At 65.0% G+C, this 13,275-nt stretch carries 13 protein-coding genes and 1 pseudogene; 11 read left to right on the top strand and 3 right to left on the bottom strand.

Annotation, left to right across the window (positions count from 1 at the left end; all coding sequences use genetic code 11):
- Window positions 1–134 precede the first annotated feature (134 nt).
- Entirely contained in the window at window positions 135–1,139 is a 1,005-nt protein-coding gene (locus CT3_RS09845; protein WP_066534346.1) for a D-2-hydroxyacid dehydrogenase family protein, read from the top strand.
- A gap of 104 nt (window positions 1,140–1,243) precedes the next feature.
- On the opposite strand, the gene CT3_RS09840 is transcribed toward CT3_RS09845, so the two are convergent.
- The 3 genes and pseudogenes from CT3_RS09840 to CT3_RS09830 all read right to left on the bottom strand — a co-directional run.
- Entirely contained in the window at window positions 1,244–1,885 is a 642-nt protein-coding gene (locus CT3_RS09840; protein WP_066534349.1) for a hypothetical protein, read from the bottom strand.
- Window positions 1,885–2,316, bottom strand: a complete 432-nt coding sequence (locus CT3_RS09835) for a DNA polymerase III subunit chi (protein WP_066534350.1) — start codon at window positions 2,314–2,316, stop codon at window positions 1,885–1,887. Before CT3_RS09835 ends, CT3_RS09840 begins: the two co-directional genes overlap by 1 nt.
- A 166-nt stretch (window positions 2,317–2,482) precedes the next feature.
- Window positions 2,483–3,979 (bottom strand): annotated as a pseudogene (locus CT3_RS09830) (leucyl aminopeptidase); the annotation flags it as partial.
- 24 nt (window positions 3,980–4,003) lie between these two features.
- On the opposite strand from CT3_RS09830, the gene lptF reads away from it, so the two are divergent.
- The 10 genes from lptF (at window position 4,004) to CT3_RS09780 (ending at window position 12,989) form a co-directional block, all read left to right on the top strand.
- Window positions 4,004–5,116, top strand: a complete 1,113-nt coding sequence (gene lptF, locus CT3_RS09825) for an LPS export ABC transporter permease LptF (RefSeq protein WP_066534354.1) — start codon at window positions 4,004–4,006, stop codon at window positions 5,114–5,116.
- A complete protein-coding gene (lptG, locus tag CT3_RS09820; protein ID WP_066534356.1) occupies window positions 5,113–6,213 on the top strand; it encodes an LPS export ABC transporter permease LptG in 1,101 nt (366 codons plus the stop codon). Before lptF ends, lptG begins: the two co-directional genes overlap by 4 nt.
- The gene (locus CT3_RS09815; RefSeq protein ID WP_066534358.1) at window positions 6,210–6,638 is read left to right on the top strand and encodes a sirohydrochlorin chelatase; all 429 of its coding nucleotides are present in this window, start codon (window positions 6,210–6,212) and stop codon (window positions 6,636–6,638) included. The genes lptG and CT3_RS09815 overlap by 4 nt, the downstream gene beginning before the upstream one ends.
- Window positions 6,639–6,681: 43 nt before the next feature.
- A complete protein-coding gene (locus CT3_RS09810; RefSeq protein WP_066534360.1) occupies window positions 6,682–7,623 on the top strand; it encodes a CysB family HTH-type transcriptional regulator in 942 nt (313 codons plus the stop codon).
- 81 nt (window positions 7,624–7,704) lie between these two features.
- Window positions 7,705–8,865, top strand: coding sequence for a pyridoxal phosphate-dependent aminotransferase (locus tag CT3_RS09805; protein WP_066534361.1), 1,161 nt, complete (start codon window positions 7,705–7,707; stop codon window positions 8,863–8,865).
- A 694-nt stretch (window positions 8,866–9,559) separates the two neighbouring features.
- Window positions 9,560–10,186 (top strand): DsbA family protein, encoded by a 627-nt coding sequence (locus CT3_RS09800; RefSeq protein WP_098066137.1) that lies wholly within the window; start codon window positions 9,560–9,562, stop codon window positions 10,184–10,186.
- Window positions 10,187–10,283: 97 nt separating this feature from the next.
- On the top strand, window positions 10,284–11,069 hold the full coding sequence (locus tag CT3_RS09795; protein ID WP_066534364.1) for a glutamine amidotransferase: 786 nt from the start codon (window positions 10,284–10,286) through the stop codon (window positions 11,067–11,069).
- A 266-nt stretch (window positions 11,070–11,335) separates the two neighbouring features.
- Complete coding sequence (locus CT3_RS09790; RefSeq protein ID WP_066534365.1) at window positions 11,336–11,590, top strand: GlsB/YeaQ/YmgE family stress response membrane protein; 255 nt, start codon at window positions 11,336–11,338, stop codon at window positions 11,588–11,590.
- A gap of 145 nt (window positions 11,591–11,735) precedes the next feature.
- Window positions 11,736–12,224: an EVE domain-containing protein gene (locus CT3_RS09785; RefSeq protein WP_066535972.1), complete on the top strand. Its 489-nt coding sequence runs from the start codon at window positions 11,736–11,738 to the stop codon at window positions 12,222–12,224.
- 9 nt (window positions 12,225–12,233) lie between these two features.
- Window positions 12,234–12,989: a hypothetical protein gene (locus tag CT3_RS09780; RefSeq protein ID WP_066534367.1), complete on the top strand. Its 756-nt coding sequence runs from the start codon at window positions 12,234–12,236 to the stop codon at window positions 12,987–12,989.
- Window positions 12,990–13,275 lie beyond the last annotated feature (286 nt).

Genomic DNA, 13,275 nt, shown 5'->3' with positions numbered 1-13,275 from the left:
TTTACGTGCACACACCGGTTTCACATGGTTTTAACGCACGTTTCGGAAGAGAATACACATTTGTGCGGCAGATTCGCTACTGCGGCTGCCTGCCACGCGTTTCACTTCTCCCGGTTTGATAAGGCCACGCTCCCATGAATATCGTGATCCTGGACGACTACCAAGACGCAGTTCGCAAGCTCCACTGCGCCAGCCGTCTGGACGCTTTCAACGCCAAGGTTTTCACCAACACGGTCAAAGGCGTGGGCCAGTTGGCTGTGCGCCTGCGTGATGCCGACATCATTGTGCTGATCCGCGAACGCACGCCCATCACCCGCGCTCTGCTGGAGAAGCTGCCCCGGCTGAAGATGATTTCACAAACCAGCCGCGTGGGCCCGCACATTGATCTGCAGGCGTGCAGCGAGCGCGGCATTGCCGTGGCAGAAGGCGTGGGTTCCCCGGTTGCACCTGCCGAGCTGACCTGGGCACTGATCATGGCGGCCAGCCGCCGCCTGCCGCAGTACATCGCCAACCTCAAACATGGCGCCTGGCAGCAGTCCGGATTCAAGGCGGCCTCGATGCCTTCCAACTTCGGCCTGGGCACCGTGCTGCGCGGTCGCACCCTGGGCATCTGGGGTTATGGCCGCATCGGCCAGATCGTGGCCGGCTACGCCAAGGCCTTTGGCATGGGCGTCAAGGTCTGGGGGCGCGAGACCTCCCGAGCCAAGGCACTGACCGATGGCTACCAGGTGGCCCATTCGCGCGAAGACTTTTTCTCCACCTGCGACATTCTGTCCGTGCACCTCAAGCTCACGCCCGACACGCAGCACTGCATCACCTTGCGCGACCTGTCGCTGATGAAGCCCACGGCCCTGTTCGTCAACACCTCGCGGGCCGAGCTGGTGGAGCCAGACGCACTGGCCACGGCCTTGCAGCACGGCCGCCCCGGCATGGGCGCAGTGGATGTGTTCGAGTCCGAGCCCATCCTGCAAGGCCACGCGCTGCTGCGCATGGAGAACTGCATCTGCACGCCGCACATCGGCTATGTGGAGCAGGACAACTACGAACTGTACTTTGGCGCGGCTTTTGACAATGTGGTGAATTTCGTCCAAGGCAAGCCGACCAACATCGTCAACCCCGAGGTGCTTGGTCCGCGCTGAGCCATTCCACGGGACCACGTCCCTATCAAAAAGGCCTGCATCAGCAGGCCTTTTTTGTTTTTCGGAGCAGCAACGAACCACCCACCACCAGCACACCTTCGGCGCTACAGAGGGGGCTGAATCCCCAGTTGGGCCTGGATCTGCTCCTGAGTGATCGCATCGGCCACGGCGTGCTGCACCACATCTTCGACGGCAGCATGCAGGCTGCGCGACATGGCCTGGGCATGCATGGACACCACATCGGCCACCACTTCGCGCAGATGCGCCTCCAGCTGGGGCTGGACCCGCGCCAGAATGCGCTCCACCAGCATCTCGTGCAGGGCTGCAGCATCCCACGCTGGCACGGATGCAGGCTCCGTCGCGGGCTCGGGCAGATCCAGCACCAAAGGCATATCGGCATACCCACCCGCCACAGCATCCGCTTCCCCACCAAGCCAGTCCGCAGGCGGCTCCACCAGCACCGGGTCCCTCTGTGCAGGCACGGACATGCCTGCCGTACCAGCTGGCGCGAATGACGTCAGCACGGGTTCTGACACGGAGCCTGCTGCTGGCTGAGCACCCGCCTGCGGTACGTCCTCCGATCCCGCAGGCATGCCGGCGGCAGACTCCGACGACAATCCCGGCGTGTCCAGGCGGTCTTCCTGCACCGGCTCCTGCTGCGCAGGTTTCGCCAGCGGCAGGCCTTCCGGCACCACATCGGTCAGCGTCGGCACAAAGCGCGGCGGTTGGCGGCCAAACGGCTCCATCACATTCCTTTCAGCACCAGATCATGCCGCTGGATGGCGAGACCACGTGCGGCATAGTCTTTCCAGCGATTGCGGGCCATGGCGCGGTCCATATCGTCCAGCGACACCACCTCCACCACCCGCGCAAAACCTTCCAGCCCTTCGGGCACGGTTTCGCCCAGATTCAGCAGGATGTCGCGGTGCGGCGAGGCCTCAGCCTGCTGCACCAGCACCACCGGCGACAAGGCCTGCACCTGCGGATCAGCGCCAGGGCCGGCATGGGCCAGAAAATCGCTGGGTGCGCTTTTCCACAGCCGTGCCGACAGATGGGCCAGCACGCCCGGCTGGGCGGTGACAGTCACCTGCGCCCCATGGCGCAGTGCCTTGCGCACAAACCGGCAGACATAGCCCAACTTGTCCGGCGCGTTGAAGTGAAAAGCCACCTCGGTCATCACAGCACCCGCCTTCTCAATCGCGCGCAGCTTCCACTGGCGTCAGCGCGGCCTTGGCCGTCGGCGCCGTGTCGGATGCCGCAGCAGGCTGCGCCACCTTGACGGCCTTGACGGTTTTGACTGCCTTGGCGGCTTTCACCGGCTTAGCGCTCTTGACAACCTTGTCCGCAACCACCGCCTGGGGCGCCTTGGCCTTCACCGGCTTGGCTGTTTTGGCTGCCGTGGCCACCTGGCCCAGCAGATAGTGCACCAGCAACCCCACAGGGCGGCCGGTGCCGCCCTTGGCAGCGCCTTCTTTCCATGCGGTGCCAGCGATGTCCAGGTGCGCCCAGGGAATGTCGCCCACAAAGCGCTGCAGGAACTTGGCGGCGGTCACCGAGCCCGCTGCACGGCCTGCCACATTGGCCACATCGGCAAACGTCGTCTTCAGACCTTCGGCGTAGTCGTCGTCCAGCGGCATGCGCCAGCACAGGTCCTGCGCGGCATCGCCCGCCTTCTGCAAGGCATCGGCCAGCGCATCGCTGGTCGCGTACATGCCGCTGCGGATGCCGCCCAGGGCAATCACGCACGCACCGGTGAGCGTTGCCACGTCCACCAGTGCGGCAGGCTTGAAACGTGCGGCATAGGTCAGCGCATCGCACAGCACCAGACGGCCTTCAGCGTCGGTGTTCAGGATCTCGATGGTCTGGCCGCTCATGCTGGTGACCACATCCCCGGGCTTGACGGCAGTGCCGTCAGGCATGTTCTCACAGGCCGGGATCAGGCCGACCACATTGATGGCGGGGCGCAGCTCGGCCAGCGCGCGGAACACGCCCAGCACGCTGGCGGCGCCGCCCATGTCGAACTTCATCTCGTCCATCCCCGCTGCCGGCTTGAGCGAGATGCCTCCGGTGTCGAACGTGATTCCCTTGCCCACCAGCACCACCGGCGCCTGCGACTTGGCTGCGCCGTTGTAGTGCAGTTCAATGAACTGCAGCGGCTGGGCCGAGCCCTGGGCCACCGCCATGAAAGCGCCCATGCCCAGCTTGGCCACTTCCTTGGGGCCATGCACCTTGCACTGGATACCGCCGTGCTTGGCCAAGGCCTTGGCCGCCGCCGCCAGCATGGTGGGCGTGGCATGGTTGGCGGGGCGGTTGGCCCATTCGCGGGCCATGCCCACGCCAGAGGCCAAGGCCTCGCCCAGGGCAAATGTCGGTGCAGCCGCAGCCTTGTCGGGCACGGCCACGGTGGTACGTGTCCAGGCCAGGGCCTTGGCTTCGGGCTTGGTCGCTGTGTACACATAGCTGATATCGGCCAGCGTCTGCACGGCAGCGGCCGTCACCGCCGCCGCGTCCGGCAGGGCCGACAGGCACACCACCGCACGCTTGCAGCCCGTGGCCTTGAGGGTGCTGGCAGCCGCTGTCAGCGCGGTGCGTACTTCCTTGGCGGAGGCCGTACCCGCGCTCAGCAGCAGCACGCGGCGCGCAGCCACGCCCGCGGGCTGGTACAGCGCCAGTTGCTTGCCGGCACCATTGTCCAGATCCCCTGCCTTGCGCGCCTGCGCCACGCACTGCGACAGCGCGTCCTTGCCGGGCTTGAAAGCGTCGGGCACCAGCAGCACCAGCGCATCACATTTTTCAGCGGCAGCACCCGCCAAGTTCAAGGCCTTGAGATCAAAGTTCATAATCGGTGTTTTCCTTTAACGCCGATGTTATTCGATTCATCCATACGCAAGGAGCTGGCCCGCAGCTTTGGCGCAACCCTGGTGGTGTTGATTACCGTGGTCATGACCATGATGCTGATCCGCACATTAGGCCAGGCCGCCAAAGGCAATGTCAGCCCATCCGACGTGCTGCTGGTCATGGGCTTCACCGTGCTCAGCCATTTGTCCACCATCCTGATGCTGAGCCTGTTTGTCTCCATTGTCGGCACGCTCACCCGCATGTACCGTGACAGCGAAATGGTGATCTGGTTTGCCAGCGGCCGCGGCCTGGCCAGTCTGGTCAAGCCGCTGCTGCGCTTTGCCTGGCCGGTGCTGCTGATCGTTGCCGTGCTGGGCGTATGGGTCTGGCCCTGGAGCAACCAGCAGGTGCAGCAGATGCGTGAGCAATTCGAGCAGCGCAGCGATGTGGACCGCATCGCCCCCGGAGAGTTCCAGGAATCCTCGGACGGCCAGCGGGTCTTCTTCATCGACAAGGAATCCGTGTCCTCCGAATCTGCGAGCAATGTCTTCATCGTCGACAACAGCAATGGCAAAGAGGTTGTGACCTCTGCCAAGAGCGCCCATCTGCGCGTGCAGCAAGGCGTGAGAATGGCGGTGCTGACCGATGGCCAACGCATCGAGACCAAGCCCGACGGCGCGGGGCTGCGCATCAGCCAGTTTCAGGAATACGCACTGCGCCTGTCGGACGGCAGCAGCGCCAGCGCCGAAGCCCTGGCCACCAAATCCCAGCCCACGGCGGCGCTGCTGGCCTCTGACGAGCCCAAGGACCGGGCCGAGCTGGGCTGGCGCCTGGGCCTGCCCCTGGCAGCGCTCAACTTTGTGCTGCTGGCCCTGGCCATCACCAACGCCAACCCGCGTGCCGCCAAAAGCACCAGCTTGGCCGTCGCGCTGCTGGCATTCGTGGTCTACTACAACCTGATGACCGTGGGCCAAAGCTGGGTCGTCTCCGGCCGCATGTCCATGCTGGGCTTCCTGCTCGGCCTGCACGGCGCGGTCCTGGGGATCGCCCTGGCCACCCTGATGACTCGCCACCACCGCTGGTCGCCCCGACAACTGCTGCAACGCCGCGCCCAAGTACCGCAAGGAGCTTCGGCATGAAGACACTGCGCAAAATGATCTTCAAGGACGTCATCACCACGGTGGCGTTTGTGACCCTGGCCTTCCTGGCGCTGTTCTTCTTCTTCGACCTGCTCGACGAAATGCGCTATGTGGGCCGCTACGAGCAGTACGGCGTCCCCCAGGCCATGCTGGTGGTGCTGCTGGAAGTGCCCAATCACCTGTACGAGCTGCTGCCCATCACCGTGCTGATCGGCACCATCTACGTGATGGCCCGCCTGGCGCAAAGCTCGGAATTCACCATCATGCGCACCAGCGGCCTGGGCCCCTGGCTGGCGTTGCGCACCCTGGTCACCATTGGCGCCGGCTTTGTGGTGCTTACCTTTCTGATAGGGGACTACATCGCTCCGCTGTCCGAACGCGCCGCATCGGCCACCCAGGCCAAGTTCCAGGGCGGCACCGTCACCTCCGGGGCGACAGGAGCCTGGCTGAAGGAACGCAAGGACGGCAGGACCCTGGCCATCAATGTGCGCAACATCCGTGACGACGAGTTGCTGGGCGTGCGTATTTTCGAGTTCGATGCCGATGGCCGCATGCTGCGCCAGATCCATGCCGAAAAAGCCGAGGTGAAGGACAACGACCTGTGGAAGCTCAGCCAGGTGCGCCGCTCCGAGTTCAGCTACCCCGAACCCACACAGGCGCGCCTGCAGCGCTACACCGAAGCCGAATACGACTTCGCCACCAACCTCACCTCCAACATGGTGGCCGCGGCCGTGCACAAGCCCGATCGCATGCCCACCATCGAGCTGTTCCGCTTCATCCAGCATTTGCAGAGCAACGACCAGTCGGCGCAGAAGTACGAGATCGAGTTCTGGCGCAAGCTGTTCTACCCGCTCAGCTGCCTGGTGATGGTGGTGCTGGCCCTGCCTTTTGCCTATCTGCATTTCCGCTCCGGCGGGCTGGCAGGCTATGTGTTCGGCGGTGTGATGGCCGGCATCAGCTTCTTCCTGCTCAACAACGTCTTTGGCTACGCCGGCAATCTGAATAACTGGCAGCCCATGCTGACCGCAGCGGCCCCCGGGGTGATCTATTCATTGCTGTCTCTGGGTGCTTTCACCTGGCTGGTGCTGCGGCGATGAACCCATCCACCCACAGCGGCCCCGGCCCCGGCCCTGCCGCTCCGGCAACGGGCCTGGTGCTGTTCGCACATGGCTCGCGCGACCCCCTGTGGCACCGCCCCATGCAGGCCGTGCGCGATCAACTGCTGGCAGAACAGCCGGGCGCGCTCTGCCTGTGCGCCTACCTGGAGATCAGCAGCCCTTCGCTGCCCGCCGCCATTGCGCAACTGGTCGCCCAGGGCTGCACCCGCATTACGGTGCTGCCGCTATTTCTGGGCACCGGCCGCCACGCGCGCGAAGACCTGCCCCTGCTGCTGGAGCAAGCCCGCCAGCAGCACCCCGGCGTGCAGCTGGACAGCGCCACCCCCGTGGGCGAAGACCCCCGGGTCATCGGCCTGTTGGCGCAAATCGCACAGCAGCACATATATAAAGAACCAAAACTTTAGATAAATCATTCATAATGATGTCCACGCCAGCCGACATCCGCTTATGAATCTGCACCAATTCCGCTTCGTTCAAGAGGCCGCCCGCCGCAACCTCAACCTCACCGAGGCCGCCAAAGCGCTGCACACCTCGCAGCCCGGCGTCTCCAAAGCAATCATCGAGCTGGAGGAAGAACTGGGCGTGGACATCTTCGCCCGCCACGGCAAGCGCCTCAAGCGCATCACCGAGCCCGGCCAGCATGTGCTCAAAAGCATCGAGCTGATCATGCGCGAAGTCGACAACCTCAAGCGCATCGGCGAGCAATTCAGTGCCCAGGACAGCGGCACCCTCAGCATTGCCACTACCCATACCCAGGCGCGCTACGTGCTGCCCAATGCGGTGGCCAAGCTGCGCGACGCCTACCCCAAGGTCACCATCAGCCTGCACCAGGCCACGCCCCATGAAGTGGCGCGCATGGTGCTGGACGAAGTGGCCGAAATTGGCATGGCCACCGAATCGCTGGCCGATTACCCCGACCTGGTCACCCTGCCCTGCTACGAATGGCAGCACGTGCTGGTGGTGCCCAAGGGCCACCCGTTGGCCACCAAGGAACGCATCGGTCTGGAAGACATCGGTCTGGAAGCGCTGATCACCTACCACCCCTCGTTCACCGGTCGCAACAAGATCGACACCGCCTTTGCCACGCGCAAGATCACCCCGCGCATCGTGCTGGAAGCCATTGATTCGGACGTGATCAAGACCTATGTGCGCCTGGGCCTTGGCATCGGCATCGTGGCCGAAATGGCCATGCGTGACGATCCGGGCGTGGACCTGGTCTCCCGCCCCGTCGGCCATCTGTTCGGTCAGAGCGTGGCGCGTGTGGCCTTCAAGCGCGGCGCCTACCTGCGCAACTTCGTCTATAAGTTTGCCGAAACCCTGAGCGACCGCCTCAGCCGCGACCTGATCGCGCGGGCAATGACCGGCCACGTCAACGATTACGAACTGTGAGCGTACAGTTCACTCAGAGACCTTCCCCAGCCCGGCGCTAGACCCCTAGCCCCCGGGTTTTTGCCTTTTTGCGATTGAGCGATGACCACCGCGCACACCCCCAGTTTTCCCAGCCGCCTGCCCCATGTGGGCACCACCATCTTCACCGTGATGTCGGCCCTGGCCGCCGAACACCAGGCCGTCAACCTCGGCCAGGGCTTTCCGGACTTTGACTGCGACCCCACGCTGCTGGACGCCGTCAACGATGCCATGCGCGCCGGCCACAACCAGTACCCGCCCATGGCCGGCATGCCCCAGCTGCGCGAAGCGGTGGCCGCGAAAATCCACACCCTCCATGGCCGCCAGTACAACGCGGCGACCGAGATCACCATCACCGCAGGTGCCACCCAGGCCATCCTGACCGCCATCCTGGCCACCGTGCAGGCCGGTGATGAAGTGATCGTGCTGGACCCCTGCTACGACAGCTACGCCCCCAATATCGAGATGGCCGGCGGCACCATCGTGCGGGTGCCGCTGACGCCCGGCACCTTCCGTCCGGACTTTGCCAAGATTTCCGCCGCCATCACGCCCAGAACGCGGCTGATGATCGTCAACACCCCGCACAACCCCAGCGCCACGGTGTGGACGGCGGCAGAAATGCAGCAGCTCGAAGACCTGCTGGCTCCCACCAATGTGCTGCTGATCAGCGACGAGGTGTACGAGCACATGGTGTTTGACGGTGCCCAGCACGAAAGCGCGGCGCGCTACCCGGGCCTGGCTGCACGCACCTTCATCGTCTCCAGCTTTGGCAAGACCTACCACGTGACAGGCTGGAAGGTCGGCACCGTGGCCGCTCCCGCCGCACTGACGGCCGAATTCCGCAAGGTGCACCAGTTCAATGTGTTCACCGTGAACACCCCCATGCAGGTCGGCCTGGCCACCTATATGCAGAACCCGGCCCCGTACCTGGAACTGCCTGCGTTCTACCAACGCAAGCGCGATCTGTTTGCCGAAGGTCTGAGCCAGACCCGTTTCAAGCTGCTGCCCACGGCCGGCACCTACTTCCAGTGTGCAGACATCTCCGCCATCAGCGATCTGAACGAGGCCGAGTTCTGCCAGTGGCTGGTCAAGGAAGTGGGCGTGGCTGCCATTCCAATGTCGGCCTTCTACGGCGACGGCTTCGACCAGAAGGTGGTGCGCTTTTGCTTTGCCAAGCAGGACGACACCCTGCGTGCTGCACTGGAACGGCTGCGCAAGCTGTAAGTACCAAAAAGGGCCTGTGCAGGCCCTTGCCCCACCAGGCCGATCTACCTCGGCGCAGGCCCTCACCAACCAGACCCCGACAGGCTGGCAGCGCTGCAGCCAACGGCGCTACCCGGCCCCAGAGTGCGTCCACCACACCAGGGCCAGCTGCACTGGTAACCAGCCCTGTGCAGCTGACCAGCTCCACGTCTTCACATGCCGTGGCATTGCGCCGCGGACCCAGAAATTGCGGATAGCGTCCCAGTGTGAGCAACCTGAGCACCAGCCAGCCGGGCCAAATAAAGAGCAGTTGAAACCCCTGCAAGCGCAGCAAAAAGCTGGACACACGGCCCAGCAGGTGCAACACAATGTCCATACCAGTCGCCCGAAAGCGGTGCAAAGTGGCGGTGCGCGCAGCCAAGCGGATGCGCCGACAGGCCATCCCGTCTGCTTGCATGCTTGCGCACTGCCTGCCGCTTCGGGCTGCCTGCGGAGTGGGCTTTGCGTGGCAGCGATTGCATCCAGGGCATCGGCTATGTCACCCCGCCGGTGCAGCCCCATGCAGGCTGCGCTGTGGCGGGTGATGTCTGCTGGGCCATACTGCGGGCAATCTCCACCCCTCGCCCATAGCTGAATAACCTCCGCCCGAACCGCCCTCACCCTGCACTACATCTTTGATCCACTGTGCGGCTGGTGCTATGGCGCCGCACCGCTGGTGGATGCCGCACGCCAATTGCCCGGCCTGGTCGTGCAGTGGCATGCCGGCGGCATGCTGGCAGGCCCGCACGCACGGCGCATCACGGCCGACTGGCGCGACCACGTGCTACCGCACGACCAACGCATTGCCCAGCTGACCGGCCAACCCTTTGGCTCGGCCTACACCGACGTCCTGCTGAACCAGGTGGGCACGCCGCTGGACTCCGGTCCACCCATCACCGCCCTGCTGGCCGTGCAGGCCATGGACCAAGCCAGCGACCAGCCACAAGTCCACGCCCTGGATCTGCTGCACCGCATCCAGCACGCGCACTACGTGGAAGGCCGCACCATCAGCGATGCCGACACCTTGCAGCAGATCGCCGCCGAGGCCGGGCTGGACCCCCAGCAATTTGCAGCGGCCTATGTGATGCAGTTGGGCGACCGCACGATCGACCACATTCTGGACAGCCGCCAGTGGCTGCAGCGCGCCGGTGGCCAGGGCTTTCCCACCTGGGTGCTGGAATGGCAGACCGCGCCGGATGCCCCGGTACAGCTGCAACGCGTGGACACCGCCAGCTTTCTGGGTCAGCCCGCCGTCTGGCGCGATGCACTGGCGCAGTGGCTGCTCTCTTTGCCGGTCGACTGACCCCTTGCCCCAGTGCGTGCGGACATCTGGCATGCAGACAAACGGCATGATTCTTGCATGCAAAAAATGCATATCTGACACGTTCTGGGAATGCTTCATGCCTGCCATATCCGCCACACCAGCTCTGTACATCCTCAAAACCGGGTCCACCCTGCCCGCGCTCGCGGCAGCGCATGGCGATTTTGAAGACTGGATCACCCAGGGTCTGGCCGGCACACCGCTGGACATCCGCGTGCTGGATGCCCACGCCTGCACCGCAGCCAATTGGCAATGGCCGGAGCGCAGCGCCATGGCCGGCCTGGTCATCACGGGTTCGCACGACATGGTCACCGACGGTGCCGACTGGTGCTTGCGCTGCGAGGACTGGCTGCGCAGCCTGGCCGAGCAGGATCTGCCCCTGCTGGGCATCTGCTTTGGCCACCAGTTGCTGGCCCAGGCCCTGGGTGGGCAGGTCGCCCCGCACCCCGCCGGCCTGGAGCTGGGCACCGTACCCGTTGACGCGCAGCGCGCCGCCGCGCTGGATCCGTTGTGGCACGACCTCCCCGCCCGCTTTCAGGCCCATGCCGTGCACTACCAGTCGGTACGCCGCCTGCCTGCTGGTGCCCAGGTGCTGGCAGCCAACCCGCACGAACCCCACCACGGCTTTCGCTGGGGGGCCCATGCCTGGGGTGTGCAATTCCACCCGGAATTCGATGCGCTGGTGATGCAAGCCTATGTGGACCATGTGCGCCACAGCCTGCACAGCCACGCGCTATCCAGCGCCGACACCAGCGAGTGGCCCGTGTGCAGCACGCCCTGGGCCGCACGCCTGCTGCCGCGCTTTGCGCACTACGCCCACCAGCAACTGCTCACCGACACCGCCCCGCAGTCCTGCACGGCCTGAGCACGCGCACAGCAGCAGCCAGGCAGCGGGCCTGCGCCCGCTGCGCCGGACGGCCTGTCCATCCCGCCTCTATCCTGTTCGATAGCAATCCGCTCCATAGGGACCAGGGTCTCAGGACGTTTCTTGACATACTGGGCGGCCTGTCCCTACTCCGGCCTTGTCACAATGCACACGCGCGGTGCGCCCCACCATCAAAAAGCCCCTGTCCGACAACCCACGCTGCGCGCGCTCTTTAGAGTGGCCCCTATTGCTTTTGGAGATCAAAGATGATGTCGCTAATTGGAACCTTGATTGTGGGTTTGATCGTGGGCCTGATCGCACGCGCGCTCAAACCGGGCGACGATGGCATGGGCTGGATCATGACCATCCTGCTGGGCATTGCCGGCTCGTTCCTGGCCAGCTATCTGGGTGCAGCCATGGGCTTGTACGCCCAGGGTGAAGCCGCCGGCTGGATTGCCTCCGTCATCGGCGCAGTCGTCCTGCTGTTCATCTACAACCTGGTCCGCAGCAAGGCCCGCTGAGCCGACCAACGGCCGCCGCCGGCGCTGCGGCCCGGTAGTCATTGCCCCCACAGCAGGTGTACCCCGGTACACCTGCTTTTTTTCGCCCATGGCGCGTGCGGCACCAACCCACCCCTGCGGCACCAAATCGGCGATCATTGCAGCCATGACCGATGCCTCCACGCCCCGCTACTGGCTCATGAAGAACGAGCCTGATGCCTACTCCATCGACCACGCCCTCGCAGCCCCCGGGCAGACCATTGCCTGGGATGGTGTGCGCAACTACCAGGCGCGCAACTACATGCGCGACCAGATGCGCGTGGGCGACGGTGTGCTGTACTGGCATTCCAGCTGCGCCGAACCCGGCATCTACGGCCTGGCCCGCATCGCCGGCGGTCTGCGCGTGGACGACAGCCAGTTCGACCCAGCCTCACCCTATTACGACCCCAAGAGCAGCCCCGACCGGCCCCGCTGGCTGCTGCTGGATGTGCAGGCCCTGCGCAAGACCCGTCCCATCCTGATCCCCGAGTTGCGCGAACATGCCGCGCTGCAGGGCATGCGTGTGCTGCAACGGGGCAATCGTCTGTCCATCACTGAAGTCACCCCGGCAGAATGGGATTACATCCAGCGCGTGCCGCTGCAGTCTGCAACCTGAGGAGACACCATGCGCGGCGGCATGATCGATTTCAGTTCCTGGTCCTCCATCCTCACCACCGTGGCCAGCCTGCTGCTGATCACCTTGCTGATGGTGGGCATACGCTTGGTCTTCATGCAGACCATCCAGAAGCGCCGTGAACGCGAAAACCGCCAGATCAACGAGCGGCTCAAAACCCTGATGGCCGCCTACAAGACACTGGGTGGTAGCTTCACCGGGCAACTGGCCGTCAGCCCCGTGCATCTGCGTGAGGTGCACGCTGCCGCACGCCGGGCGGAAACCATGGCAGATGCCGCCGAAGCGGAAGACGGCAGCGGCGAAGACAGTGAGGACATCCCGACCTTGAGCAGTAGCGAACGCCAGCGCCGCACGCGCGATAGCGTGGAAGCGGCCCTGTCCGATGTGATCCTGCTGGGCACCGAAGAGCAGGTGCGTCTGGCCGCCCAGGCGGCGCAGGACATGGTGGCCGGCCGCGCCATCGAAACCGCGCCGCTGGTGGCCTCGCTGCGCCAGTTCATCCGTGCGGCACTGGACCTGGAGCCGATTCCCGCCCACATCACCATTCCCAACCAGGGCCCCACGCGCAGCAGCACCAGTGGTGGCAACGCCCGGCGCGCAACCGGTGCTGCAGGCGGCACGGGCGCGGCAACCGGCGGGGGCCGCGCAGGTGGTGGTGGCGGTGCGGCTGCCGGTGGCATGGGAGGCATGGGCGTCGGCATGGGGCTGGGAGGCCTGCGCAAAGAAAGCGGTTCCGAAACAGAGTGACCCGCGCCACGCCGCATGCGACCTCTGTGCGCACACCCGGTGGCCAGCGCGGCCAGCGAGGGCCGTGCCGGAAAGAAGCTGCTGCAAGACCATGCCCCCCGGCACAGCCGCCGCGGTCGCGTCCGCACAGCGGACCCTGGACTTTCATATGTCGGCGCTATGCTGGTGCCGTCTTCTCTCGTGCCGCCATGCCCTACCCCTCTACTCCCCCACGCGCCGTGGCCCCGGTCACCTTCGCAATGCCGCTGCATCCTGACCGCACAGCCGGGCCCCAAGACCCCAACAC

The organism is Comamonas terrigena NBRC 13299 (genome assembly GCF_006740045.1).
In the GTDB taxonomy this organism is placed as follows: Bacteria; Pseudomonadota; Gammaproteobacteria; order Burkholderiales; family Burkholderiaceae_C; genus Comamonas; species Comamonas terrigena.
Note: the sequence above shows the minus strand (reverse complement) of the source record. Positions and strands in the feature narration are given on the sequence as shown.

What these genes read in the sequence shown, in the direction of transcription:
- CT3_RS09840 (WP_066534349.1), bottom strand. Translation starts at nt 1,885, where the DNA reads ATGGAGCCGTTTGGCCGCCAACCGCCGCGCTTTGTGCCGACGCTGACC.
- CT3_RS09780 (WP_066534367.1), top strand. Translation starts at nt 12,234, where the DNA reads ATGCGCGGCGGCATGATCGATTTCAGTTCCTGGTCCTCCATCCTCACC.
- CT3_RS09805 (WP_066534361.1), top strand. Translation starts at nt 7,705, where the DNA reads ATGACCACCGCGCACACCCCCAGTTTTCCCAGCCGCCTGCCCCATGTG.
- CT3_RS09795 (WP_066534364.1), top strand. Translation starts at nt 10,284, where the DNA reads ATGCCTGCCATATCCGCCACACCAGCTCTGTACATCCTCAAAACCGGG.
- CT3_RS09845 (WP_066534346.1), top strand. Translation starts at nt 135, where the DNA reads ATGAATATCGTGATCCTGGACGACTACCAAGACGCAGTTCGCAAGCTC.
- lptG (WP_066534356.1), top strand. Translation starts at nt 5,113, where the DNA reads ATGAAGACACTGCGCAAAATGATCTTCAAGGACGTCATCACCACGGTG.
- lptF (WP_066534354.1), top strand. Translation starts at nt 4,004, where the DNA reads ATGTTATTCGATTCATCCATACGCAAGGAGCTGGCCCGCAGCTTTGGC.
- CT3_RS09810 (WP_066534360.1), top strand. Translation starts at nt 6,682, where the DNA reads ATGAATCTGCACCAATTCCGCTTCGTTCAAGAGGCCGCCCGCCGCAAC.
- CT3_RS09785 (WP_066535972.1), top strand. Translation starts at nt 11,736, where the DNA reads ATGACCGATGCCTCCACGCCCCGCTACTGGCTCATGAAGAACGAGCCT.
- CT3_RS09790 (WP_066534365.1), top strand. Translation starts at nt 11,336, where the DNA reads ATGATGTCGCTAATTGGAACCTTGATTGTGGGTTTGATCGTGGGCCTG.
- CT3_RS09815 (WP_066534358.1), top strand. Translation starts at nt 6,210, where the DNA reads ATGAACCCATCCACCCACAGCGGCCCCGGCCCCGGCCCTGCCGCTCCG.
- CT3_RS09835 (WP_066534350.1), bottom strand. Translation starts at nt 2,316, where the DNA reads ATGACCGAGGTGGCTTTTCACTTCAACGCGCCGGACAAGTTGGGCTAT.